General features: G+C 65.9%; 22 protein-coding genes. 12 read left to right on the top strand and 10 right to left on the bottom strand.

Annotation, left to right across the window (positions count from 1 at the left end):
- Positions 1 to 444: 444 nt before the first annotated feature.
- Both AvAM_RS03275 and gshA read left to right on the top strand, forming a co-directional pair.
- Positions 445 to 1353, top strand: a complete 909-nt coding sequence (locus tag AvAM_RS03275; protein ID WP_137745735.1) for an SDR family NAD(P)-dependent oxidoreductase — start codon at positions 445 to 447, stop codon at positions 1351 to 1353.
- A gap of 71 nt (positions 1354 to 1424) precedes the next feature.
- Positions 1425 to 2951 (top strand): glutamate--cysteine ligase, encoded by a 1527-nt coding sequence (gene gshA / locus AvAM_RS03270; protein WP_137745734.1) that lies wholly within the window; start codon positions 1425 to 1427, stop codon positions 2949 to 2951.
- A gap of 84 nt (positions 2952 to 3035) precedes the next feature.
- On the opposite strand, the gene AvAM_RS03265 is transcribed toward gshA, so the two are convergent.
- Both AvAM_RS03265 and AvAM_RS03260 read right to left on the bottom strand, forming a co-directional pair.
- Entirely contained in the window at positions 3036 to 3278 is a 243-nt protein-coding gene (locus AvAM_RS03265) for an oxidoreductase-like domain-containing protein (protein ID WP_249367910.1), read from the bottom strand.
- Entirely contained in the window at positions 3275 to 3526 is a 252-nt protein-coding gene (locus AvAM_RS03260) for a hypothetical protein (RefSeq protein ID WP_137745733.1), read from the bottom strand. The genes AvAM_RS03265 and AvAM_RS03260 overlap by 4 nt, the downstream gene beginning before the upstream one ends.
- Positions 3527 to 3621: 95 nt before the next feature.
- On the opposite strand from AvAM_RS03260, the gene ylqF reads away from it, so the two are divergent.
- Together ylqF and AvAM_RS03250 are read left to right on the top strand one after the other, a co-directional pair.
- The gene (gene ylqF / locus AvAM_RS03255; RefSeq protein ID WP_137745732.1) at positions 3622 to 4602 is read left to right on the top strand and encodes a ribosome biogenesis GTPase YlqF; all 981 of its coding nucleotides are present in this window, start codon (positions 3622 to 3624) and stop codon (positions 4600 to 4602) included.
- A 143-nt stretch (positions 4603 to 4745) separates the two neighbouring features.
- Positions 4746 to 7037, top strand: a complete 2292-nt coding sequence (locus AvAM_RS03250; RefSeq protein WP_137745731.1) for a bifunctional diguanylate cyclase/phosphodiesterase — start codon at positions 4746 to 4748, stop codon at positions 7035 to 7037.
- 224 nt (positions 7038 to 7261) lie between these two features.
- On the opposite strand, the gene AvAM_RS25590 is transcribed toward AvAM_RS03250, so the two are convergent.
- Together AvAM_RS25590 and AvAM_RS03245 are read right to left on the bottom strand one after the other, a co-directional pair.
- The gene (locus AvAM_RS25590) at positions 7262 to 7405 is read right to left on the bottom strand and encodes a hypothetical protein (protein WP_171012126.1); all 144 of its coding nucleotides are present in this window, start codon (positions 7403 to 7405) and stop codon (positions 7262 to 7264) included.
- Positions 7406 to 7539: 134 nt separating this feature from the next.
- A complete protein-coding gene (locus AvAM_RS03245) occupies positions 7540 to 7989 on the bottom strand; it encodes a RidA family protein (RefSeq protein ID WP_137745730.1) in 450 nt (149 codons plus the stop codon).
- Between the two features lie 199 nt (positions 7990 to 8188).
- Between AvAM_RS03245 and soxR the strand changes: the two genes are divergently transcribed.
- Both soxR and AvAM_RS03235 read left to right on the top strand, forming a co-directional pair.
- Positions 8189 to 8650 (top strand): redox-sensitive transcriptional activator SoxR, encoded by a 462-nt coding sequence (gene soxR, locus AvAM_RS03240; protein WP_137745742.1) that lies wholly within the window; start codon positions 8189 to 8191, stop codon positions 8648 to 8650.
- 166 nt (positions 8651 to 8816) lie between these two features.
- A complete protein-coding gene (locus tag AvAM_RS03235) occupies positions 8817 to 9839 on the top strand; it encodes an OmpA family protein (RefSeq protein ID WP_137745729.1) in 1023 nt (340 codons plus the stop codon).
- A gap of 126 nt (positions 9840 to 9965) precedes the next feature.
- Here AvAM_RS03235 and AvAM_RS03230 read toward each other — a convergent pair whose 3' ends face one another.
- From AvAM_RS03230 to AvAM_RS03220, 3 genes are all read right to left on the bottom strand, one after another.
- A complete protein-coding gene (locus tag AvAM_RS03230; protein WP_137745728.1) occupies positions 9966 to 10532 on the bottom strand; it encodes a hypothetical protein in 567 nt (188 codons plus the stop codon).
- 44 nt (positions 10533 to 10576) lie between these two features.
- Complete coding sequence (locus AvAM_RS03225) at positions 10577 to 11260, bottom strand: hypothetical protein (RefSeq protein WP_137745727.1); 684 nt, start codon at positions 11258 to 11260, stop codon at positions 10577 to 10579.
- Positions 11261 to 11433: 173 nt separating this feature from the next.
- Positions 11434 to 14607 (bottom strand): WD40 repeat domain-containing protein, encoded by a 3174-nt coding sequence (locus AvAM_RS03220; protein ID WP_137745726.1) that lies wholly within the window; start codon positions 14605 to 14607, stop codon positions 11434 to 11436.
- Between the two features lie 102 nt (positions 14608 to 14709).
- On the opposite strand from AvAM_RS03220, the gene AvAM_RS03215 reads away from it, so the two are divergent.
- The gene (locus AvAM_RS03215) at positions 14710 to 15645 is read left to right on the top strand and encodes a succinylglutamate desuccinylase/aspartoacylase family protein (protein ID WP_137745725.1); all 936 of its coding nucleotides are present in this window, start codon (positions 14710 to 14712) and stop codon (positions 15643 to 15645) included.
- A 24-nt stretch (positions 15646 to 15669) separates the two neighbouring features.
- Here AvAM_RS03215 and AvAM_RS03210 read toward each other — a convergent pair whose 3' ends face one another.
- Both AvAM_RS03210 and AvAM_RS03205 read right to left on the bottom strand, forming a co-directional pair.
- A complete protein-coding gene (locus AvAM_RS03210; RefSeq protein WP_137745724.1) occupies positions 15670 to 16209 on the bottom strand; it encodes a DUF924 family protein in 540 nt (179 codons plus the stop codon).
- A 120-nt stretch (positions 16210 to 16329) separates the two neighbouring features.
- Positions 16330 to 17241, bottom strand: coding sequence for a DMT family transporter (locus AvAM_RS03205; RefSeq protein WP_249367908.1), 912 nt, complete (start codon positions 17239 to 17241; stop codon positions 16330 to 16332).
- A 238-nt stretch (positions 17242 to 17479) separates the two neighbouring features.
- Here AvAM_RS03205 and AvAM_RS03200 point away from each other — a divergent pair, with 238 nt between their 5' ends.
- Both AvAM_RS03200 and AvAM_RS03195 read left to right on the top strand, forming a co-directional pair.
- Positions 17480 to 17803 (top strand): DUF6916 family protein, encoded by a 324-nt coding sequence (locus tag AvAM_RS03200; RefSeq protein ID WP_137745723.1) that lies wholly within the window; start codon positions 17480 to 17482, stop codon positions 17801 to 17803.
- A gap of 76 nt (positions 17804 to 17879) precedes the next feature.
- A complete protein-coding gene (locus tag AvAM_RS03195) occupies positions 17880 to 18299 on the top strand; it encodes a GNAT family N-acetyltransferase (RefSeq protein ID WP_249367907.1) in 420 nt (139 codons plus the stop codon).
- Positions 18300 to 18432: 133 nt separating this feature from the next.
- On the opposite strand, the gene AvAM_RS26110 is transcribed toward AvAM_RS03195, so the two are convergent.
- The gene (locus AvAM_RS26110) at positions 18433 to 18843 is read right to left on the bottom strand and encodes a DUF6916 family protein (protein ID WP_171012125.1); all 411 of its coding nucleotides are present in this window, start codon (positions 18841 to 18843) and stop codon (positions 18433 to 18435) included.
- 230 nt (positions 18844 to 19073) lie between these two features.
- Between AvAM_RS26110 and AvAM_RS03190 the strand changes: the two genes are divergently transcribed.
- The 3 genes from AvAM_RS03190 to AvAM_RS03180 are packed head-to-tail and all read left to right on the top strand — an operon-like array spanning position 19074 to position 20622.
- Complete coding sequence (locus AvAM_RS03190; RefSeq protein WP_171012124.1) at positions 19074 to 19580, top strand: phage tail protein; 507 nt, start codon at positions 19074 to 19076, stop codon at positions 19578 to 19580.
- Between the two features lie 4 nt (positions 19581 to 19584).
- Positions 19585 to 20079, top strand: a complete 495-nt coding sequence (locus AvAM_RS03185) for a phage tail protein (RefSeq protein ID WP_137745721.1) — start codon at positions 19585 to 19587, stop codon at positions 20077 to 20079.
- A gap of 24 nt (positions 20080 to 20103) precedes the next feature.
- Positions 20104 to 20622 (top strand): phage tail protein, encoded by a 519-nt coding sequence (locus AvAM_RS03180; RefSeq protein WP_137745720.1) that lies wholly within the window; start codon positions 20104 to 20106, stop codon positions 20620 to 20622.
- Positions 20623 to 20644 lie beyond the last annotated feature (22 nt).

The raw sequence follows: 20644 nt of genomic DNA, 5'->3' as shown, positions 1-20644 counted from the left end.
GGTTGGCGCCATCGTGCATTGCCAGTTGAACGAACTCTTGTTTGGTACTCATGAGAGATCTCGGTTGCCAGGGCATAGGTTTCTCCTGGGCAGGTTCTGCCAAGGAGAAGTGTTTCCCATGTCCCCGCACACCTGTTTCCCATGTGTCCGGTCCGTACAGGCGAGGCAAGAGAAAGTTACTGCGCCGCCGGGCGCACACCCCGGCCTCCGCCCTCAGCACAAGCACACCGCCACACCCAACACCCAACACCCAACACCCAACACCCAACACCCAACACCCAACACCCAACACCCAACACCCAACACCCAACACCCAAAGCAAGCCCCCCAGTCACCTGCGCAACCACCCCCACCCCCCATCTCGCTTAAAGTCCCCCGCGCAGCGTGCCCCTGCGGCACCCCTTGCGTTCTACACACACAACCAACCAATCAGGAGAAGCTCACATGGGTATCGACTTCCAAGGCCGCGTGGCCATCGTCACCGGTGCCGGTGGTGGACTGGGCCGCCAGCACGCGCTGGCACTGGCCGCGCGCGGCGCCAAAGTGCTGGTCAATGACCTGGGCGGCGCGGTGGATGGCAGCGGCGCCACGGTGGGCGCAGCGCAGGCCGTGGTCGATGAGATCCGGGCCGCAGGCGGCGAAGCGCTGGCCAATGGCGCGTCCGTCACCGACTTCGCAGCCGTCGAGGCCATGGTGCAGCAGGCCATCGATGCCTGGGGCCGGGTGGACATCCTGGTCAACAACGCCGGCATCCTGCGCGACAAGTCGTTTGCCAAGATGGACATGGCCGACTTCAACCTTGTGGTGCAGGTGCACCTGATGGGTGCCGCCAACTGCTGCAAGGCCGTGTGGGCCCACATGGTGGCGCAGCAATATGGCCGCATCGTGATGACGACCTCGTCCACCGGTCTGTATGGCAACTTTGGCCAGGCCAACTACGGCGCGGCCAAGCTGGCCCAGGTGGGGCTGATGCAGACGCTGGCCATCGAAGGCGCCAAGAACAACATCCGCGTGAACGCCCTGGCCCCCACGGCAGCCACGCGCATGACCGAAGGCCTGATGCCCCAGGAGGTGCTCGACGCCCTGAAGCCCGAGGCCGTGGTGCCCGCCATGCTGGTGCTGGCACACGAAAGCGCGCCCACGCGCACCATCCTGTGTGCGGGCGCGGGCACGTTTGAGGCCGCCCACATCACCCTCACGCAGGGCATCCACCTGGGGATCGGCGCCGACGTGCCCGAGCAGCTGGCGGCCCGCCTGGCCGAAGTGACCGAGCGTGCGGGCGAGCAAGTACCACAAAGTGGCGCAGCCCAAGGAACCAACGAGGTTGGACGCGCTTTGGCCGCAAGGGCTTGATTTCCCCAAAGGCGGGCCAGCGCTCAACGTGCTAAGTTCCGGGCCGACAGAAGTTGGATCGGTATAAACATATGAGCAAACTGCACGAGAGACTGGCCGCCTACCCGGCGGATGCCCTGGGAGGGATTCGCCGCGGCATCGAAAAGGAAGGCCTCAGGGTGCTGCCCACGGGCGGCCTGGCCCTCACCCCGCACCCGCTGGCGCTGGGCTCGGCGCTCACGCACCCGCTGATCACCACCGACTACAGCGAGTCGCAGCTCGAACTCATCACCGGCGCCCACAAGGGCGTGCTGGCCTGCCTGGATGAGCTGACCGAGGTGCACCAGTTTGTGCACCACACCCTGCGGGACAGCGGCGGCGAGCTGCTTTGGGCGTCGAGCATGCCCTGCGGCCTGCCGACCGACGAGACCATTCCGATCGGCCGCTACGGCAGCTCCAACGTGGGGCGTGCCAAAAGCGTGTACCGCATGGGCCTGGGCCACCGCTACGGGCGGCGCATGCAGACGATTTCGGGCATTCACTACAACTGGTCGTTGCCGGGCGTGACGAGCGAGCAGTATTTCTCGCTCATCCGCAACTTCCGCCGCCACGCGTTTGTGCTGCTGTACCTGTTTGGCGCGTCGCCTGCGCTATGCCCTTGTTTTGTGGAAGGGCGCGAGCACCGCCTGCAGCAGATGGAAGGCGGCAGCGCGCTGTACCTGCCGCACGCCACCTCGCTGCGCATGGGCCGCCTGGGCTACCAGAGCGATGCCCAGGCCACGCTGGCCGTGAGCTACAACGGCCTCACGGGCTACGCCAATTCGCTGCACGAGGCGCTGACCAAGCCCTATCCGGCCTACGAAACCGTGGGCGTGCGCAACCCGGGGGGCGACTACAACCAGCTGGGCACCAGCCTGCTGCAGATCGAGAACGAGTTCTACGGCACGATCCGCCCCAAGCGCACCGTGCGCACCGGCGAGCGCCCGCTGCATGCGCTGCGCGAGCGCGGTGTCGAATACGTGGAAGTGCGCCTGATGGACCTGGACCCGTTCGTGCCCGTGGGCATCACGGCCTCCACCATGCGCCTGCTGGACGTGTTTTTGCTGCACTGTCTGCTGTCCGACAGCCCCCCCGACACCCCGGCCGAGATTGCCGAACTCAAACAGAACCAGCACCTCACGGCCGAACGGGGCCGCGAGCCCGGTCTGCAGCTGACGCGCAACGGCCAGAAGGTGGCCCTGACCGACTGGGGCACCGAGGTGCTGGCCGCCTGCGAACCGCTGGCCGCCGCGCTGGATGCTGCCCACGGCAGTGGCGACTACAGCGCTGCCCTGCGCGAAGCGCGGGCCCTGATGGCCGCGCCCGGGCGCACCCCGTCGGCCCGCGTGCTGGACAGCATCGTGCAGGCGCACCAGCACAGCTTTGAGAGCTTTGCACGCCAGCAGTCCATGGCTGCGCGCGATGCGCTGCTGGGCTTGCCCTGGACAGCCGAGCAGCAGGCCCGCTACGTGGCCATGGCGGCCGAGTCCATCGCCGCGCAGAAGGCCATCGAGGCGGCCGACACTCTGCCTTTCGAGGCCTGGCGCGAGCAGTACATGGCCGTGAAAGAGCTGGGTTGACGCGCGCTGTGGGTGGCTTGCTCCTGATTTGATAGCTGTTCGCGCTTTTCCATCAGGCGGTGGTGGCCATTTTGGCTTGATTTTTCAGTCTGAAAGCTGCAGCAGGGCTTCCTGCCGCCAGTAGTCGGCTGCGTCCAGAAAACCCTCCCACACGCAGCCATTGCAGCCCCGGCCACAGCACGTGGTGGGCTCGGGCGGTGGGGTGCGCAGTGTGATGCCGAGTGCTTCGGCGCGCTGCTGAAGGGCGGCAAACACGGCCTGGGCCGAGGCGCCGTCCACAGCGCGGGGTGGGGCCGTGAAGGCGTCGGGCACCACAGTCGGTGTCACGGCTGGCGGCGCCCGGCCTGCGCGCGGCGCACGCCGTACAGCACCCCGAATGCAATGCCCAGCACCAGCGCAAACCAGCCCACCAGCGTGGCCTGCGCCATCAGTTCGCGCACGCTGTCCGAGCGGGCGACATAGGGCGCGAGCAGGATGACCAGGCCAATCAGGGCGCAGGTCACGCCCTTGAACAGCAGCTCCTTGTCGGCCTGGCGGGCGGCGGTGTTGCGGGGTTTGTCGGTAGGTGCGGGCATGGCAGAAAGAACGCGGTAGCGAGGGGCGGCAAAGAGCGCGATTATCCTTGCCACCCTCCGACAGTCTTAAAAACACAAGAAAGTACCCCAGCATCATGGCCATCCAGTGGTTTCCCGGTCACATGCACCTGACCAAGAAAGCGATCACCGAACGCATCAAGGACATTGATGTGGTGATCGAGGTGCTGGACGCCCGCCTGCCTGGCTCCAGCGCCAACCCGCTGCTGGCCGAGATCACGGGCCACAAGCCCACGCTCAAGGTGCTCAACAAGCAGGATGTGGCCGACCCCGAGCGCACCGCGCTGTGGGTGGACTGGTACAACGCCCAGAGCGACACGCGTGCCTTCCCACTCGATGCGTCCGACGCCGCGCCCGCGCGCAAGCTCATCGATGCCTGCCATCTGCTGTCGCCCAACCGGGGCGGCATGGCCAAGCCCATGCGGGTGCTGATCTGCGGCGTGCCCAATGTGGGCAAGTCCACGCTCATCAACACGCTCAGCAACAAGCGCCAGGCCAAGACGGGCGACGAGGCGGGCATCACCAAGCTGGAGCAGCGCATCACCCTGGCCGACGACTTCTATTTGTGGGACACGCCCGGCATGCTGTGGCCGCGCATCATCGTGCCCGAAAGCGGCTACAACCTGGCCGCCAGTGGCGCCGTGGGCCGCAACGCGTATGACGAGGAACTGGTGGCGCTGGAGCTGCTGCGCCGCCTGCAGGCGCACTACGCACCGCTGCTGGAGGCGCGCTACAAGCTCGGCCTGCCCGCAGGTGCCATGGCCACCATGCAGGACGACGAGCTGCTCGCAGCCATTGGCAAAAAACGCGGCGCCATGCTGGGCGGGGGGCGCGTCAACCTGCAGAAAACCGCCGAGATCGTGATGACCGACTTCCGTTCGGCCATCCTGGGCCGCATCACGCTGGAAACCCCTGCCGAATTTGAAGCCTGGCGCGCCGCCGGCCTGGCCGAAGACGCCAAACGCCAGGCCAAGAAGGACGCGCGCGCCAAGGCCAAGGGCAAAGGCTCGGGGGTGCGCGAGCCCGCTCCGGGCAGTGGCGACGGCAGCGCGGACTGATCCCGCCGCCTCTGCTGGGCCCCCGTCACGGGCTCCGGCAGGCCCCTGTGCTGTGTTGCAGGCGCGCCGCCGCTGGCATTTTGCTGGTAGGCGTTTGCGAAAGCTGCGGTTAGGATGGGTTCTTCCCCCTACCTCCCGTTGCCATGGCCGAAGCCTCTGCTGTTCCGTTGCCTGACCATGAAGACGCCACAACGCGCCACCTGGTGCGGGTGGCGGGCTGGGCCGTGATGCTGCTGGGGTTTGCCATCGGATTGCTGCTGCTGTGGGATGAACCCGTGCAGCCGGCGCGCGTGGCGCTCAACTTTGTGGCGGGTCTGGTCGGTGGGACGACACTGCTGCTGGCGCGTTCGCGGCGCTGGACGCTGGCCACCCACTTGCTGGTGTGGGGCGTGTGGGTCTCGGTGTCGCTGGTGGCTGCCCGCAATGGTGGCGTCAACGGCCCCAACCTGCTCAACTATCCCGTCATCATCGTGCTGGCGGGCTGGCTGCTGGGGGTGCGTGCCACGATCACCCTGGTGGTGCTCACGGCGCTGCTGTTTCTGGGTTTTATCTGGGCCGATGTCCAGGGCATGTTCAAGCCGGTGCAGGTGGCCAACCGCGTGGCCGGGGCGGTGTATCTGGCGGGCATCCTGGTGCTCACGGCGGCGGCCACGCTGCTCTCGCGCCGCAACTACATGAGCCGCGTGCGCGAGGCGCAGCAGACCGCTGCCAACCTTGCGGCCAGCGAGGCCTCGCTGCGCAAGCTGCTGCGCGCTGTGGAGCAGAGCCCGGAGGCCATCGTCATCACCGACCTGCGGGAAGATATCGAGTACGTGAACGAGGCCTTTGTGCGCCGCACGGGCTACGAGCGTGACGAAGTGGTGGGCCGCGCATCGGCCGAGTATTCCAGCAACGGCCTGGCGCCCGCACAGCGCGAGGGCCTGCGCTCCACCCTGGCGCGGGGCGACAGCTGGGCGGGTGAGCAGGTCAACTACCGCAAGGACGGGCAGTCCATGATCGAGTCGGTGGTGGTGGCGCCCATCCGCCAGCCCGACGGCCGCGTGAGCCACTATGTGGAACTCAAGCAGGACATCACCGAACGCAAGCGTGCGGCCGACGAAATTCACCGCCTCGCGCATTTCGACAGCCTCACCGGCCTGCCCAACCGCTCCACGCTGATGGAACGGCTGCAGGCCCTGCATGGGCGCACGGGCCGGCCCCCCACCACACACCACGCGCTGCTGCTGCTGGACCTGGACCGTTTCACCACCTTCAACGACGCACGCGGCAGCGAGATGGGCGATCGCCTGCTGTGCGCCGTGGCCTTGCGCCTGTCCGAGATCCTGCCCGCCCAGAGCCTGCTGGTGCGCGTGGCGGGCGATGAGTTTGCCCTGCTGCTGCATGGCCTGGGGGTGGATGTCTCGCTGGCAGGCCGCCACGCGCTGGCCTTTGCAGACAAGCTGCAGAGCGCCTTGCTGCGCCCGCTGCGCCTGGAGGGCGACGCGCAGGACGCCCAGCTCGGGGCCAGCGTGGGCATCACCCTCTACCCGCAAACGGCTGGTGACGGCGCACACGACGCGCTGCGGCGTGCGGGCATGGCCTTGCACCGCGCCAAGCAGGCGGGCGGCGGGCGGGCCGCGTTTTTTGAACAGGGCATGGGCGAGGCGGCCGAGCAGCGCTTTCGGCTGGAGCGCGAGTTGCGCCATGCAATCGGAGCGGGCGAGCTGCGCCTGCACCTGCAGTCGCAGGTCAACGTGGACGGCCAGCTCACCGGCGCCGAGGTGTTGGTGCGCTGGCAGCACCCGCGCGATGGCCTGGTGCCGCCGGGCGTGTTCATCCCCATCGCGGAGGAGTCGGACCTCATCGTGAGCCTGGGCGAATGGGTGCTGGCCCATGCCTGCGGGCTGCTGGCGCAGCCTGCGTTTCACGAGCGGCGGCTGCGGCTGTCGGTCAACCTCAGTGCCCGCCAGTTCCGGCAGTCGGGTTTTGTGCCGCAGGTGCGATCGCTGCTGGCCTCCACGGGGGCCGACCCCCGGCTGCTCACGCTGGAGGTGACCGAAGGGCTGGTGATCGAGGATTTTGACGACACCGTGGCCAAGATGCGCGAGCTGGCCGTGCTGGGGGTGGACATCTCGCTGGACGACTTTGGCACGGGCTATTCATCGCTGGCCTACCTCAAGCGCCTGCCGATCCAGGAGATCAAGATCGACCGCTCGTTTGTGCACGACGCACCCACCAATGCCGACGACGGCGTGCTGGTGGAGGGCATCCTGTCGGTGGCGCGCCACTTCGGCCTGCGCGTGGTGGCCGAAGGGGTGGAGACCCAGGCCCAGGCCGACTTCCTGAGCCAGCGCGCGCCAGAGATCGTGTACCAGGGCTATCTCTTTGGCCGACCCGAGCCCGACACGCAGTGGCTGGCCCGCCTGGTGCCCGCCGAGGCGCTGCGCACGGGGTGACGTGCAGGCGCTGGGCATGGCGCGGATGAGCACGGGGTGTGGGGCGAGGCACAGCGCTGCGCCTCAAAAATACCAGTAAAAATTGCCGTTTGCGCGTAATGGAAAAAGGTTTGTTGCTATATTGTTTATAGCGTTTCCTGTGTCCTGTCTGCGCGCCACGTGCACTTGCAATTGCACTTGTGCTCCCCCGGCGCCCCTCACGTTCCCTGCGCCCGGCAGACGGGCTACTTGTTTTTGTCCTTGCCCTTGGGGATCACGCTGGTGATGGGCGCCATGGGGCGGTCGGAGCCCCCGTGTTCCTTGGGAGGCGAGGTGTCCTTCTTGGGTTTTTTTGCCATCTTGTTGCTGCGTTGTTCACCTTTGGCCATGGGGCTTCCTTGAAATCAATCCCGGGATGGGACCATGCCGCATCGTACGGCACAAACCTGCGGTGCCGTTGCTTGCGGGGCGGGCATGGCTGCCGGGTGCTGCAACCTTTCCACCCGCTGGGCCCGCACCAGGTTCATGCCCGCAGGACGGCCGTGGCCTCCACCTCGATCAGCATGCCATCCAACGCGAGGCGAGGCACGGGGATCAGCGTGCACGCCGGTGCCGCGCCATCGGGCCACAGGCCGCGCACGGCCTGGCTGAACAGTGCCAGCCGCTGCTCGGTGTGGCCTACCACCAGCACGGTGAGCTTGGCCACGTCATGCACGCTGGCACCCGCAGCCGCCAGGGCCGTGCGCAGGTTGGCCAGCGCCTGGTGCACCTGATCGCCAAACCCGGGCGGCAACTGGCCCGCCGCGTTTTCTCCCCCCTGGCCCGCCACATACACCGTGCGGCCTTGCGCTGGGGCCACCACCACATGCGTGTAGCCATTGGCGCGCGGGTCGTACAGGCCGGGCGGGTTGATGAACTGGAGGGCGGAAGTGGTCGGGGCCGAAAGCAGGGGCGGTGGGGAGTCGAGGAGCATGGTGCAAAAGTCTGGAAGGGTGTGGAACAGGCCCGGCGCAAAGCCGGTGCGCCGCGCGGGAGCCTTGCAAAGGTGTTCCCGGCGGGTGTGCGGGATTGTTCAACCTCAAGTTATATTGAGGTCAATGCCCCTGATGAATCACCACCAAGGAGATGTTGTGAAACCAGCCAAAAAACCCCTCGGTACCACGGGCCTGGCCATGGACGGACAAGCCGACCTGTCGGTGGGCGAGGTCGCCAGCCGCAGCGGCGTGGCCGTGTCGGCGCTGCACTTCTACGAATCGCGCGGGCTCATCGCCAGCGTGCGCAACGCGGGCAACCAGCGCCGGTATCCGCGCTCGGTGCTGCGGCGCGTGGCCGTGATCAAGGTGGCCCAGCGCATGGGCGTGCCGCTGGCCGCCATCGCCGAAGCCTTGCAGGCACTGCCCGCAGGCCGCACACCCACGGTGGCCGACTGGCGGCGCCTGTCAGCGCGCTGGCGCAGCGACCTCGATGAGCGCATCCGCACACTGACCGCGCTGCGCGACCAGCTGGATGGCTGCATCGGTTGCGGCTGCCTGTCGCTCAAGGTCTGCCCCCTGCGCAATGCGCAGGACACGCTGGCCCAGGAAGGACCGGGCCCGCACTTCGGCGGGTGCGACAAGGCCTGCGCCAATCCGTGACGTTTTGCGCAAAAGGCGCGGGCAGCCGCTGCCGCGTGCACGCGCGCAGGGTGGTGCGCTGCCGGAGCCTCCCCTATCATGGCTGCGGCCCGCCCGGCAGCTGCAGCTGCAGCGCAGCGCGGGGGCGGCGTCAGCTTGCAACCATGCAGTCCACCGGAGAGCATTCATGATCAAGACATTGTTCCGCCAATGGGGCGCATCGCTGTGCCTTGGCTTTGTGGCCCTGGCCAGCCAGGCACCGGCCACTGCGCAAGACCTGCCCGGTGCCAAGGACCACCCGGCCGTGAAACGCTTTGGCGGCAGCACCATCGTCGGCTACGAAGTGCGCAACTTCGACTCCGTGGAGTTCCAGACTTCCACCTTCAAGGAGTTCGACCTGCAGGCCAACAAGCGGCGCTATGTGCAGCCCCCGCTGGCGCTCGAAGGCAAGCTCACCCGCCTGTGGTACGAGGCCCCGGGCGCCACCCGGTCGCTGGAACTGTACCGAAACTATGCCAACGACCTCGTGGCCAGCGGCTTTGCGGTGCTGTACGACTCCACCCGCGACAGCGCTGCGGGCAGCTACACCAACTTTCTGGCCAATTTCAGCAGCGGCCAGCGCGACAACATCAAGAACAACCGCAGCGAATACGTGATGTACGCCGCCGACGCCAGCACCGTGCGCACCGGCACCTTCCAGAAGGCCAACACCACCGTGCGCCTGGTCGCCATTGACTGGCCCAAGGAAGACGCCACCTACAAGTCCAAACAAGGCGCCTACATCGCCGTGGACATCCTGGAGACCAAGGCTATGGAGCAGAACATGGTGGTGGTCAGCGCGTCCGACATCAGCAAGTCCATCACCGTGAGCGGCAAGGTCGCCATCTACGGCATCCTGTTCGACACCGGCAAGGCCGATGTGAAGCCCGAGTCCAAGCCCTCGCTGGAGCAGATTGCTGCCTTCCTGAAGGCCGAGCCCACCGTCAAACTGCATGTGGTGGGCCACACCGACAGCGTGGGCAGCTTTGACAGCAACCTGGCCCTCTCCAAGCGCCGCGCCGACGCCGTGGCCGCGGCGCTGGCCAAGGACTACGGCCTTGCCGCGAACCGCCTGGTGGGCAACGGGGTGGCGTCACTCGCGCCCGTGGCGAGCAACAGCAGCGATGAAGGCAGGGCGAAGAATCGGCGGGTGGAGCTGGTGCTGCAGTAAGGGGGCGAATGGTAAGCGGCGGGGTAGTCGCAGGCGGGGGCGGGGACTGAATGGGAGGCTCGCGCTATCCGCTGGGAGGGCTTGTAGCGGTAGCGACACTGGGTCCCTCAATCTAGAGGCTGGTTGTCATTGGCCGAACTTCTCGGAAGCGCATTGCGACGGGCCTTTGTCGCTGACGGCAGGCACGACCAGAAAGTTGACGATCACCTGGTAGCGCTTGCCATTTGCGCGAATCTCATAGACCACCTGGTCCTTTCCCAGATACCCGAGGTCGGGCATGAAGGTGTAGTGGTAGGACGTGGTTCCGGGCGGAAAGGAGGTTTTCTTTCCACCCGGAAGGTGGCTCTCATACCGCTGGTCAGGGGGTGTCAGGTCCTTCACTTTTCCGTGGTTCGGCGGCTTCAGCGTTGCGACCGTCAGCGCCATCTGTTGGGCGGTCGCTGGAGGGATCACATTCCCTTTGAGTTTGAGTTGCCGCAATAGTGCGTCCGGCAGGGGCGAAAAGCTGTTGCTTGCCGAAATCTCTTGCGGAGCCTGCGCTTGTTTCCATTCCGGCGGGGTGACCAAGTACCCGTCAACATCGCGGCAGTAGGCGAAAGTCTGATCGAAGGCTTGATTCCTGGAGTCGGCGGCGTAGGTTGCTCCTGCACCTGAAAGCATGAACATGAGCAGCACCAAGATCCTGTGGTTCATTCGTGTTGCTCTTATGGCCTGTGTTGAATCTAACGGGCTGTGCTTCATTTTCCGCCCCAGGTGCATTGGGTGAAGCCACTGGCCTGGGTGATGCGTGCTTGCCGCGCATAGGTGCCAGCAGCCGAGGTGTCTCCGATCAGAACGGAGAAATCTGACAGCTCCACTTTGGCATGTGCCTGCCAGCAGTTGGCGGTGGCAAGGCTCTGGGGTGGTGCGATTTTCATGGGCGGTTGCGCTTCATCCAGCTTGATGCGTGCGAAGTTTGTCTTGAAGAAATGTCCACCGGTTCGGAGCGTCTCCTTGCCCGGGCGGAACTCCAACTCGCCGCCGTCGTTTGGCTCGAACCGAAGGATGCCAGACGCGTGGAGCTTGCCTGTCACCTGTACAGCACCATAGATGCTCGCCCGGTCTGCGGACACTGCAGCCGCAAGGCGACTCGCTGGGCGGCACTCCAGCAGCGCCGCCTCGCCGTGGGTGGCAATCTTGGTGTTGCCCCTGATCGACCGGATGTCCAAGCCCGGCGGAAGCGCTGCCGTGAGTCGAGAGGGGGAGACTTCGCAGCCGTCGGCCTGACCGCAGGCGATTCTGACGCAGTCCTGGGCGAGCGCGACCTGCGTGGACGCAAGAAGCAGGGTGGGCCAAAGGAGATTTCGGCTCCCGAGGCCTCGCGCCACGCGAACCGCAGAACCCACGACACAAGCATGGCCGATGCTGGATGTTCTGGACAAGGGTTGCTCCTGAAGGTGGCCTGTGGCCTGGGTTTGCAGCCACCGCGCGGATACCCTGGTTCAAGAGTTTCATGAAACCCGGTAGCGCGGCACCGAGCCGACTATAGCGAGCGAACGCGAGGAGTGTGAGCACCCCAATGCCCGTTCCACGCCACGCACGGGCCTGCTCCAACTTACCACCGCACCGGCCCCGTCTCATCCCCCCAAAAAATCCACCGGCTGGTCTCCACATACGGCGATGTCCCAATCGAGTACGGGTCCATGCCCGCCTCGCTGCGTTCCAGCCGTACCAGGTAGCCGCCGTAGCTCGCAGCCCACAGCACGCTGCCGTCGGGGGCCATGTCCATGCCGCTGATGGTGCTGCCGATGTGGTGGCGCCACAGGGCTTGGCCGTCGTCGCTGAGGGCGTGCAGGTAGCCGTCGGCGTCGCCCAGGACCACCAAGCCGGGCTGGGTGGCCGAGGCGTAGACGCGGCAGCGGTCGTCCAGCGTGGGCAGGTCTTCTGCGTCGGCGGATGTGTGCTGCGGCGCGTCGGCCTGCTCCTGTGCCACTGGCGGCGGGAACGGCGCGAGGGGCACCGACAGGGTGTTGCCCCAGTAGAAGTGGCATGAGTTGGCGAAGAGGCGCGTGCCGTCGTGCGAGAAGGCCGTGTGGTGCGGGTAGGACGACTGCGGGTCGTATTCGGCCACCAAATTGCCCCGGGCATCGAGCAGGATGTGGCTGCTGTCCTGGTCGCCCACGGCGATGTGGCGCTCGTCGGGCGAGAGGGCCATGTGCAGCATGTCGAGCGCCAGCGTGGTGATGGTCTGGCCGCCCACCTCTTCGTCCATCTGGTTCTTGGGCCAGGTGTAGGGGCCGTCTTCGTCAAAGGTTTGCGGGTGCAGGCGTTTTACACCGCCATCCTCATTGCTGCCGTTGTTGTCCGTGGGGGTGAGCAGGTAGATGCCGGTGGGGTTGCGCAGCAGCACCCGCTGGCCGTCGTTGAAGGGGATGAGTTCGTCGCAGCGCTGCCCCAGGGGGCCGGGGGCCACATGCACATGGGGTGGCAGGCCCTCGTTGCCACGGGGCAGGGCAAAGCGCGCGATCGCCGGGCCGTCAAAGCCCTGGTGGGTGGTGATCTGCTGGCCGTCGCTCTGGGCAAAGATGTGCCGGTTGGGGGAGCGGCCCACGCCGCGCAGTGCGGGCAGCGGCTGGTGGTGCGGGCCCTGCACGGCCACCCAGTGCGCGGTGTCGTCGTAGGCGGGGCCAATGCGTGCCAGCACGCGGCCGTCGTCCAGCGCGATCACCGGGCCGATGAAGCAGCCCGCATTGGCGGCGCGCTGCACAAAGGCGTCGGGAGCAAATGCAAACCGCTGGCGGAAGCGCTCGCACAGGTCGGCGTCGGCATGCCGGTGCACCACGCGTGCCAGCTGCAGCACGGTGGGCGCGGCGGCCTTGCGCGGGTCGGGGGGCAGGGTGTTGTCTTCCTCTTCCTCCTCTTCGTCGTCACCTTCATCGTCTGTCGCGGCTGCAGCGGCCGCGTCGTCCGCCGTGGGCTCGGGGTTGTCTTGCGCCAGCTGGTGGGCGCGCACGGTGGCTACATAGGCCTGGCCGTCGGTTTGCCATTGGGCCGACAGCTCCATCAGCTCCAGCGGGAAGACCGCCACATCGGGCACATCGGATGCCAGGGGCGGGGTGGCCAGCAGGTGCACTGCTGCTTCAATGCGCCGGGCCTCGGCCTGGCGGGCGGCATCCTGTTCGGCCTGGGCGCGGATGCGGACTTCCATCGCGCCATAAAAGCGCAGCAGGCGGGCGATGTGGTCGGCCGCCCCCCGGGGCAGCGGGGCGCGGCTGTCGTTCTGGCGCTGGGCGCAGGTGAACTCCACCACCGCAGGGCCGTCGCGGGCTTCGTCGATGTTGATCTGGTATGCGCTGTGGGCGTTGTCTTCGTCGTCGCCCGGTGCGTCGTCGCCGTTGTGCCAGCTGAGCTTGAGCGCGCGCCCCCAGGGCTCGCCGTCGTGCATGCAAGGCTGGCGTGCGCCCACCCAGATGCCGCCCTCCCACCAGCCGTTGCGGTCGCTGTCCCACCAGTCGTTGTACTGGTCGGTGAACACGGGCAGGCTGGTGAGGGATTCGATGCGCTCGGCCGTCAGCGTGGCCACCAGGCGCTGGTGGAGCGGGTAGCGCGCGCGGTGCTGGCCCACGGCCTTGCGCACGTAGTCGAGCACGCCACGCCAGGCGCGCTGGCAGGCCTGCCAGGCTTCGGGATCGGTGCCCTCGGCCAGCGCCTGCCATTCGCCCGCCTCGCCTTGGTTGTAGCGGCGGTACAGCAGGGTGAGCTGTGGCGCGGTGGGCACGCTGCGGCGCAGCAGCGTGGCCGCCAGCCGCTGCAGAAGGCCCTGGGGTGCGGGCGTCTGCTCGACCGAGAGGTAGAAGTCCCAGGTTTTCCAGACGGTGATGAACACGTTGTCGTCGCGCTGGTCGCCGTCTTCGTCCACATGCCGCTGGCAGATCGAAAAGTCGGTCTGTTGGAACCAGCCATAGGCCTTGTGCTCCTTGTGTGCGATGACCTGCGTGTGCACCACGGTCAGGATGTTCTGCACGCTGATGGCGTTGTCGGCACACAGGTCGTGCGCCAGCGGCCAGGCGGCGTGGATGTCTGCGCTGCTGTGCACCGCGCTGTCACCGGCCCGCACGGCGGCCACCACCTGCGGGCGGTCCAGCATCGCCGCCAGGCCCTCTTCGCCCGACGCTGCCCCATGAAGAAATTCCGGGGCGAACACGGCGCCCAGCACCTCGCCGGAGAACTCCGCCAGGTGGTGCACGGGGCGAACCTCGTCCAGCAGAAACTCCACCTGCTCGGGGCCTTCGATGTGCAGGTGGTATTCGTCGGTGAACAGCGCCACGCGGGCCTGCAGCCCGCCTTGCACGCGCAGCTCGCCGTGGTTGTAGTGGCCCCACAGCAGGCCCCGCACCCGCAGTGCGCCCTGCACATACAGCAGCTGCCCACCCACCACGGCGTTGTGCACCTGGGCGTCGCCCCGGACGATGAGGTGGGTGGCACCGTCGGTGTTGTCGCAGGTCAGCGCGCCGTCGATCTGCAGCTGGCCTTCGACCAGGATCAGAAAGGGGGCGCGCTTCGGGGTGGTGGTGCCTGGGGCGCTGCGTTCGACCATGTCTCGCAGCGGGCTGCCGCTGGCCAGGGGCGCATCCAGGTGCAGCTCGGGCACCTGCACGTCGCCGGTGATCCACAGCACGGTTTCATCGGCCAGCGCGCCAGGGTCCTGGGCCAGGCGCTCGGCCATCCAGCAGTCGGCAGGGATCAGGGCGGCCACGTCGGCCAGCGGGCAAAGTCGGGCAGTGGGCATGGGGCGCGGTGTGGAGCAAAACCGGCGGGCATCGTACACCGCAGCCATGCACGCATGGGGCTTTGCGCAGACAATGATGTGTTGTCTTATTAATGGCCCCCCATGTCCCAAAATCCTCCCGTTTTTGAAGTCCTGCCCCGCGACCTTTCGGCCTACCGCCAGGGCAATGTGGGCATCGACTATGTGCACCGCTTCGAGTCGGGCAAGCCCGGCCCCCATGTGCTCATCAACGCCCTCACGCACGGCAACGAGATCTGCGGCATGGTGGCCGCCACGCACCTGCTGGACACGGGCGTGCGCCCCCTTGTTGGCACCCTGACCATCAGCTTTGCCAACGTGGCCGCCTACGAGTCGTTTGACCAGAGCCGCCCATTTGAAAGCCGCCAGCTGGTGCACAACCTCAACCGCGTGTGGTCGGCGGCCGAGCTGGACGGCACCGCAGACAGCCCCGAGCTGAACCGTGCCCGCGCCTTGCGCCCGGTGGTGGCTGCGGCCGACCACATCCTCGACATCCATTCCACCAGCCAGGACGTGCAGCCGTTCTGGGTCTACCCCGCCTATCCGCGCAACGCCGAGGTTGCGCTGGCCCTGGGCCGCCCGCCCGTGCACCTGGTGATGCCCAGTGGGCTCGGTTCGGGCACGCCGCTCATCCAGCATGGCCGCCACGGCCAGGCCGATGGCACGGGCGTGGCCCTGGTGGTGGAGTGTGGGCAGCATTTCCTGCAATCGGCGGCCGATGTGGCCACGGCGGCGGCGCTGGATTTTCTGGCGCACTTTGGCCTGATCGCCCCGCCTGCCGGCCGGCCCGCGCCTGATGCACAGCGCCGCTACGAGCTGCTGGAGACCTGCATGGTGCGCACGGCAGACTTCCGCTTTGCGCGGCCGGTGCAGGGCTTTGAGGTGTTTGCCAAGGGCGAGCTCATCGCCACCGATGGCCCGCACGAGATCCGCGCGCTGTGCGACGACTGCACGGTGATGATGCCCACGCGCGAGCCCATCGTGGGGCGCGAGGCGGTGTATCTCACGCGGCCGATCTGACCGGAGCGCGGCGCGCCTGGCGGCTTAGAAAGACGATCCGGGCTGCTGCAAAAACGCCAGCTCCTCGGGCGTGGAGCTGCGCCCCAGCACCGCGTTGCGGTGCGGGTAGCGCCCAAAGCGCGCAATGATGTCGCGGTGGCGCACTTCAAACTGCAGGTTGTTCTCCAGCCCCGGCTGGTCAAATAGCACCAGGGCCTGCGCATGGATGGCGGCCGACTCGCTGTGCATGTAGGGCATGTAGGCAAAGGCGCGCTGCATGGGCGTCAGCGTGGCATCGTGCCCCCCGGCCACCAGCTCCTGGGCCAGCGCCAGGGCCTGGGCATCCTGGGCAAACGCCAGCGGCGATCCCCGGTGCAGGTTGCGCGAGAACTGGTCCAGCACCAGGATCTCGGCCAGACGCCCCAGGGGCGTGGCGCGCCAGGCCCACAGCTCGCACTGCTGCGCGGCCTGCCAGGTGGCGCCAAACCGGGTGCGGATCTGCGCGTCCAGCGCGTCGCTCTGGGCAAAGTGCTGCGCGGGCGTGAGTTCTTCAAACCAGAAGTGCAGGATGTCGTGGGCTTGCATGGGCTGAGTGTCCGGTTTTATTGAGAAAAATTGGCCGTTTCCGCGCGCTGGTATTCGTTTATTTGCTATCAAATTTGTAGTTTTTAATGCGCAATCGATGGTGCAGCGGCGCCGCCGTCGTCAGGGCGGCACCACGGCCTGCGTGCGCTCCTGGCGCACCAGATACAGGCCGCTGCCAATGATGATGGCGCCCCCCAGCAGGGTGCTGTAGCCGGGCACGGTTTGCCACAGCACCCAGTCCAGCCCCATGCCCCAGGCCAGGGCCGTGTATTCAAACGGCGCCACCACCGACGCCTGCCCGTGGCGGAAGGCCTCGGTGATCGCCAGCTGGCCCGCAAAGCCGGTCACTGCCAGCCCTGCCACCAGCGGCCAGTGCGCCTGGGCCACGCCCACCCACTGCGGCCAGGCCAGCGTGCCTGCGCCCAGGGCCAGCAAGGTGGTGGTCCAGAAGACCAGGCTGGCGCTGGAATCGGTGCGCGTGAGCAGGCGGCCCGTGATGGCCGACACGGCATAGCAGACCGCCGCCGCCAGCACTGCCAGCGCCCCCAGGGTGAAAAACGCCTCCTGGCTGGGGCGCAGTGCCACCAGCACGCCCACCATGCCCAGCGCAATCGCCACCCAGTGGGCGGCGCGCACCTTTTCGCGCAGCACCACGGTAGAGAGCGCCGTGATCAGTAGCGGCGCGATGAAGAACAGCGTGTAGGCCTCGGCCAGCGCCAGCTCGCGGATGGCAAAGGCAAACAGCGCCAGCATGGCCACGTTGAGCCCGCCGCGCAGCAGGTGCAGCGGCCAGCGCACCTGGAGCAGCCGGGGCACCTCGCCGCGCCACAGCACATACAGGGCCACCAGCGGCAGCGCGGCCCAGCCCCGCAGCGCGGCGACCTGCATGGCCGGGTAGTGCGCCGTGAGGGTCTTGAGCAGTGCGTCCATCAGTGAGAAGAAGCCCACGGCAGCCACCATGGCGACGATGCCGCGCAGGTTGCCGGAGGAGGTAGCCTGCATCGGGGCGGCAGCGGTTGTGGGTGGGGTCATGCAGGAAACAAAAAAATCGAGGGCCAGACGGGCGCGTCGCGTGGCGTGTTGAGTAGGTGCACGGTGCCAGCGCTCGAAAGTGTAGGCGAGGGGCGTGCTCTATGCTTGTCGTCAAGAGCTTGACAACGCGCTGGCGTCTGCATGGGCGCCCTCCTCGCTATACTTCTCGGGCTCCACCACAGGGCAATGTGCGGGTGGCTGGGGCGCAATTGTTACTGCTGAATATTGGAGCTTTGCCGTGTTGGAACCCGCCTTGTACGCTCGCCAACTGACGTGGGTTGATGCGCAGCGCTTTGTTGGCCAGCAGATTCTGGCCATTGCGCCAACGGCGGCCGGCCCAGTTGATGTGAAACTGGAAGTCAGCAGTGTTGCCGAGTCTCCCGCTGCACCGGGTGTTCACCAGTTCGCCATCTGTTTTGAAGGCCCGGCAGACAGTTTCCTTGCTCAGGGAACGTATCAACTGCGGCATTCCGAGTTGGGCGATTTTGCTGTGTTCATGACTCCTGTTGCACGCTTGCCTGCTGGGTTCGCATACGAGGCATGCTTTTCGCATGTGGTGTGAGTGGGGCCTGTCACCCCTGCCGATGGGGATGCGGCTAAGAACTGTCGGCGAAGAGGACCTGCCTTTTTTGCGTGCGTTGTACCGCACCGTGCGGGACCCGGAACTGGCGATGACTGTTTGGACGGAGGTGCAGAAGCAGGCGTTTTCCGATTCGCAGTTCGCGTTGCAGGATAGACACTACCGTTCTCACTACCCGGGGGCGCTGTTCCTGTTGGCGGAGTACGAGGGAGAGCGCGTTGGCCGCCTGTACCTCGGAACGGCACCAGGCCCGCTGCGCCTGATGGATATTACGCTTATGCCCGCCTGGCGCGGGCGCGGGTGGGGTACAGCCCTCGTGCGCGCAGTGCTTGAGCGGGCGGATCGAGAAGGCCGAGAAACGCTCTTGTTTGTGGAAGCGAACAACCCTGCCTACGGCCTGTATGTGCGCGAGGGCTTCGTGCATGAAGCGGTTGAGGGTGTCTATGTGCGCATGCGGCGCCCGGTCAACCAGGCCTGATCAGAGGGCGATGTACCCAAGTCCTACGTGCCACCAGAGAACACGCCGAGATTGCTCGGATAGGCTGCCGCAGCGTATGCATGGGCTGAGCGGCCGCAGCACCGAGAGGGACCGCAAAAAAAGCAGCAGCGCTCTAGACAGGTTGGCGGCGGTTGAACACAGCTTCCACCTCAAAGCCCGCAGCATCATTCGGGCTTACAAAAATTGCGTGGCTGCCGAGGGCAGGGTGAGAGACATCCCAGGTGTCCTGCTTCAGCGGCTGATGCTCTGTGGCCAGGAAGATCAGCCGAAAGCTGGCTTCACCATCGTTCGCCTCTGGTAATGGGCTGGCCAGTCGCAGTACCGCCGTGGCTTGGAAGCCATCGGCTTTGCGAAACTCAAACGTCTCGCCTGTCAGCGGTACGAAATGGCTACGCAGCAGCGTGGTAGGGTGCGGGTCGTGCTGTTGACGCCGAGATGTGGTTGCAGCATGGGCTAGTCCCGCAGATGCTGCGGCGTGCGCTAGGCCAGCGGCCTTGAGAAGAGTGCGTCTTTGAGGATTCATATTGCAGAGACTGACAGCGTCGCGTCGGTTCAGGGCACTGACGCGCTGCAGCGATCTTGCCTCAGTTTTTGCTGCGGCGCCACATTTGTCTTGCTCCTGTGCGCGGACCACCCTATATTCCGCACCGCGCGTTGTGCTTAGATTATCGACGCGTCGGTTCGTTTTGGCGGACCTACCTCGGACAGTTATCCCCCCTCAATGTCATCGGCCCTTCGGGCCCGCTGCGCTTCATGGCACAACCTTACGTTGGCGAAATACGCATGTTCGCCGGAAATTTTGCTCCCGCTGGCTGGGCCCTATGTGAAGGGCAATTACTGCAAATCTCTGAGAACGAGACGTTGTTTCAGTTGATTGGCACCACGTACGGTGGTGACGGGCAAGCCACCTTCGCTGTGCCTGATCTGCGCGGGCGTATTCCGATTCACCAGGGCAACGGCTACATCCTCGCGGAGACGGGCGGTGCGGAAGAAATCACACTAACCGTGAACCAGATTCCCAGCCACAACCATGTGTTGAGAGCATCTACCGGCACGGGCTACGTGGCTTCTCCTGTGGGGGCTTTGCCCGCCCGACACCGCGACTACAAGGCGTTTGTGAATGCAGTCCCCGCTGCGCAGAACATGCATTTGGGAACGCTGCCGTCAGTTGGTGGCAGCCAACCGCATGAGAACAGGCCACCCTTCCTGTGCGTGAACTTCATCATCTCGCTTTTCGGTATTTTCCCGTCTCCCACCTGACGCTATGGCAGAACCTTTTCTCTCCGAGATTCGCATTGTCTCGTTTGCATTTGCGCCCAAAGGCTGGGCTCTTTGCAACGGCCAGCTTCTGCCCATCAACCAGAACCAGGCGCTGTTTTCTTTGCTGGGCACGACCTTTGGTGGCGATGGTCGCGTGAACTTCGCGCTGCCCGATTTTCGAGGGCGTATTCCGATTCATGTCGGCCAGAGCCATACGCTCGGTGAGCGTGGTGGTGAGGAGGCCCACACCCTGTCAATCAATGAATTGCCGATGCATACCCATGTGCCCCTGGCGACATCCGCCACGGGGCGTGCTACGGGGCCAGCTGGCAATGTCTTCGCGGCATCCCGTGGCAGCTATGCGGCATCAGCCACAACGTCCGCCCGCGCAGACGCCATTACGTCTGTGGGCAGTTCTCAGGCGCATCTGAACCTGCCTCCATTCCTGACCTTGAACTTTGTGATCGCGCTGCAAGGCATCTTCCCTTCGGCAACCTGATCGATCGACGAGAGAGCATTTTCTATGGCCGACCCCTTTGTTGCTGAAATCCGCATCGTTCCTTTCAATTTCGCTCCCAAAGGGTGGGCATGGTGCGATGGCCAGCTCTTGCCCCTGTCGCAGAACACGGCTTTGTTTTCGTTACTGGGCACCACATATGGTGGCAACGGCAAAAGCAACTTTGCCTTGCCTGACCTGCAAGGGCGCGCTCCCATGATGCCAGGGCAAGGCCCGGGCCTGTCGCTTTATGACCTTGGCCAAACGGGCGGTGCGGAAAGCGTGAGTTTGCAGGAGTCTGAGATGCCTTCTCATACCCACATGCTGCGCGGCGGTGATGCGTCGGGGCCAACTGTGGCAGACCCCACAGGCGCCAGCCTGGGGGCATCGCCTGCGCGTGCTTATGCCAGTGTGTCTCCAAGCGAACCGATGGCGAGCGAGACTGTGAGCGTGTCGGGCGACAGTCAGCCGCACAACAACATGCCGCCCTACCTGACTGCCTACTTCATCATCGCGCTGCAGGGTGTTTTCCCTCCCCGGACCTGACCTGCATAGACCGCGCTTTCAG

Origin of the sequence: Acidovorax sp. NB1, from assembly GCF_005405905.1 — a bacterium.
Taxonomy (GTDB): domain Bacteria; phylum Pseudomonadota; class Gammaproteobacteria; order Burkholderiales; family Burkholderiaceae_C; genus Acidovorax.
The sequence above is the reverse complement of the archived record's forward strand: the minus strand, read 5'-3'. Positions and strand labels throughout refer to the sequence as shown.

Coding starts and splice junctions, on each gene's coding strand:
- AvAM_RS03275 (WP_137745735.1), top strand. CDS start 445: ATGGGTATCGACTTCCAAGGCCGCGTGGCCATCGTCACCGGTGCCGGT.
- gshA (WP_137745734.1), top strand. CDS start 1,425: ATGAGCAAACTGCACGAGAGACTGGCCGCCTACCCGGCGGATGCCCTG.
- AvAM_RS03260 (WP_137745733.1), bottom strand. CDS start 3,526: ATGCCCGCACCTACCGACAAACCCCGCAACACCGCCGCCCGCCAGGCC.
- ylqF (WP_137745732.1), top strand. CDS start 3,622: ATGGCCATCCAGTGGTTTCCCGGTCACATGCACCTGACCAAGAAAGCG.
- AvAM_RS03250 (WP_137745731.1), top strand. CDS start 4,746: ATGGCCGAAGCCTCTGCTGTTCCGTTGCCTGACCATGAAGACGCCACA.
- AvAM_RS25590 (WP_171012126.1), bottom strand. CDS start 7,405: ATGGCCAAAGGTGAACAACGCAGCAACAAGATGGCAAAAAAACCCAAG.
- AvAM_RS03245 (WP_137745730.1), bottom strand. CDS start 7,989: ATGCTCCTCGACTCCCCACCGCCCCTGCTTTCGGCCCCGACCACTTCC.
- soxR (WP_137745742.1), top strand. CDS start 8,189: ATGGACGGACAAGCCGACCTGTCGGTGGGCGAGGTCGCCAGCCGCAGC.
- AvAM_RS03235 (WP_137745729.1), top strand. CDS start 8,817: ATGATCAAGACATTGTTCCGCCAATGGGGCGCATCGCTGTGCCTTGGC.
- AvAM_RS03230 (WP_137745728.1), bottom strand. CDS start 10,532: ATGAACCACAGGATCTTGGTGCTGCTCATGTTCATGCTTTCAGGTGCA.
- AvAM_RS03220 (WP_137745726.1), bottom strand. CDS start 14,607: ATGCCCACTGCCCGACTTTGCCCGCTGGCCGACGTGGCCGCCCTGATC.
- AvAM_RS03215 (WP_137745725.1), top strand. CDS start 14,710: ATGTCCCAAAATCCTCCCGTTTTTGAAGTCCTGCCCCGCGACCTTTCG.
- AvAM_RS03210 (WP_137745724.1), bottom strand. CDS start 16,209: ATGCAAGCCCACGACATCCTGCACTTCTGGTTTGAAGAACTCACGCCC.
- AvAM_RS03205 (WP_249367908.1), bottom strand. CDS start 17,241: ATGACCCCACCCACAACCGCTGCCGCCCCGATGCAGGCTACCTCCTCC.
- AvAM_RS26110 (WP_171012125.1), bottom strand. CDS start 18,843: ATGAATCCTCAAAGACGCACTCTTCTCAAGGCCGCTGGCCTAGCGCAC.
- AvAM_RS03190 (WP_171012124.1), top strand. CDS start 19,074: ATGGCACAACCTTACGTTGGCGAAATACGCATGTTCGCCGGAAATTTT.
- AvAM_RS03185 (WP_137745721.1), top strand. CDS start 19,585: ATGGCAGAACCTTTTCTCTCCGAGATTCGCATTGTCTCGTTTGCATTT.
- AvAM_RS03180 (WP_137745720.1), top strand. CDS start 20,104: ATGGCCGACCCCTTTGTTGCTGAAATCCGCATCGTTCCTTTCAATTTC.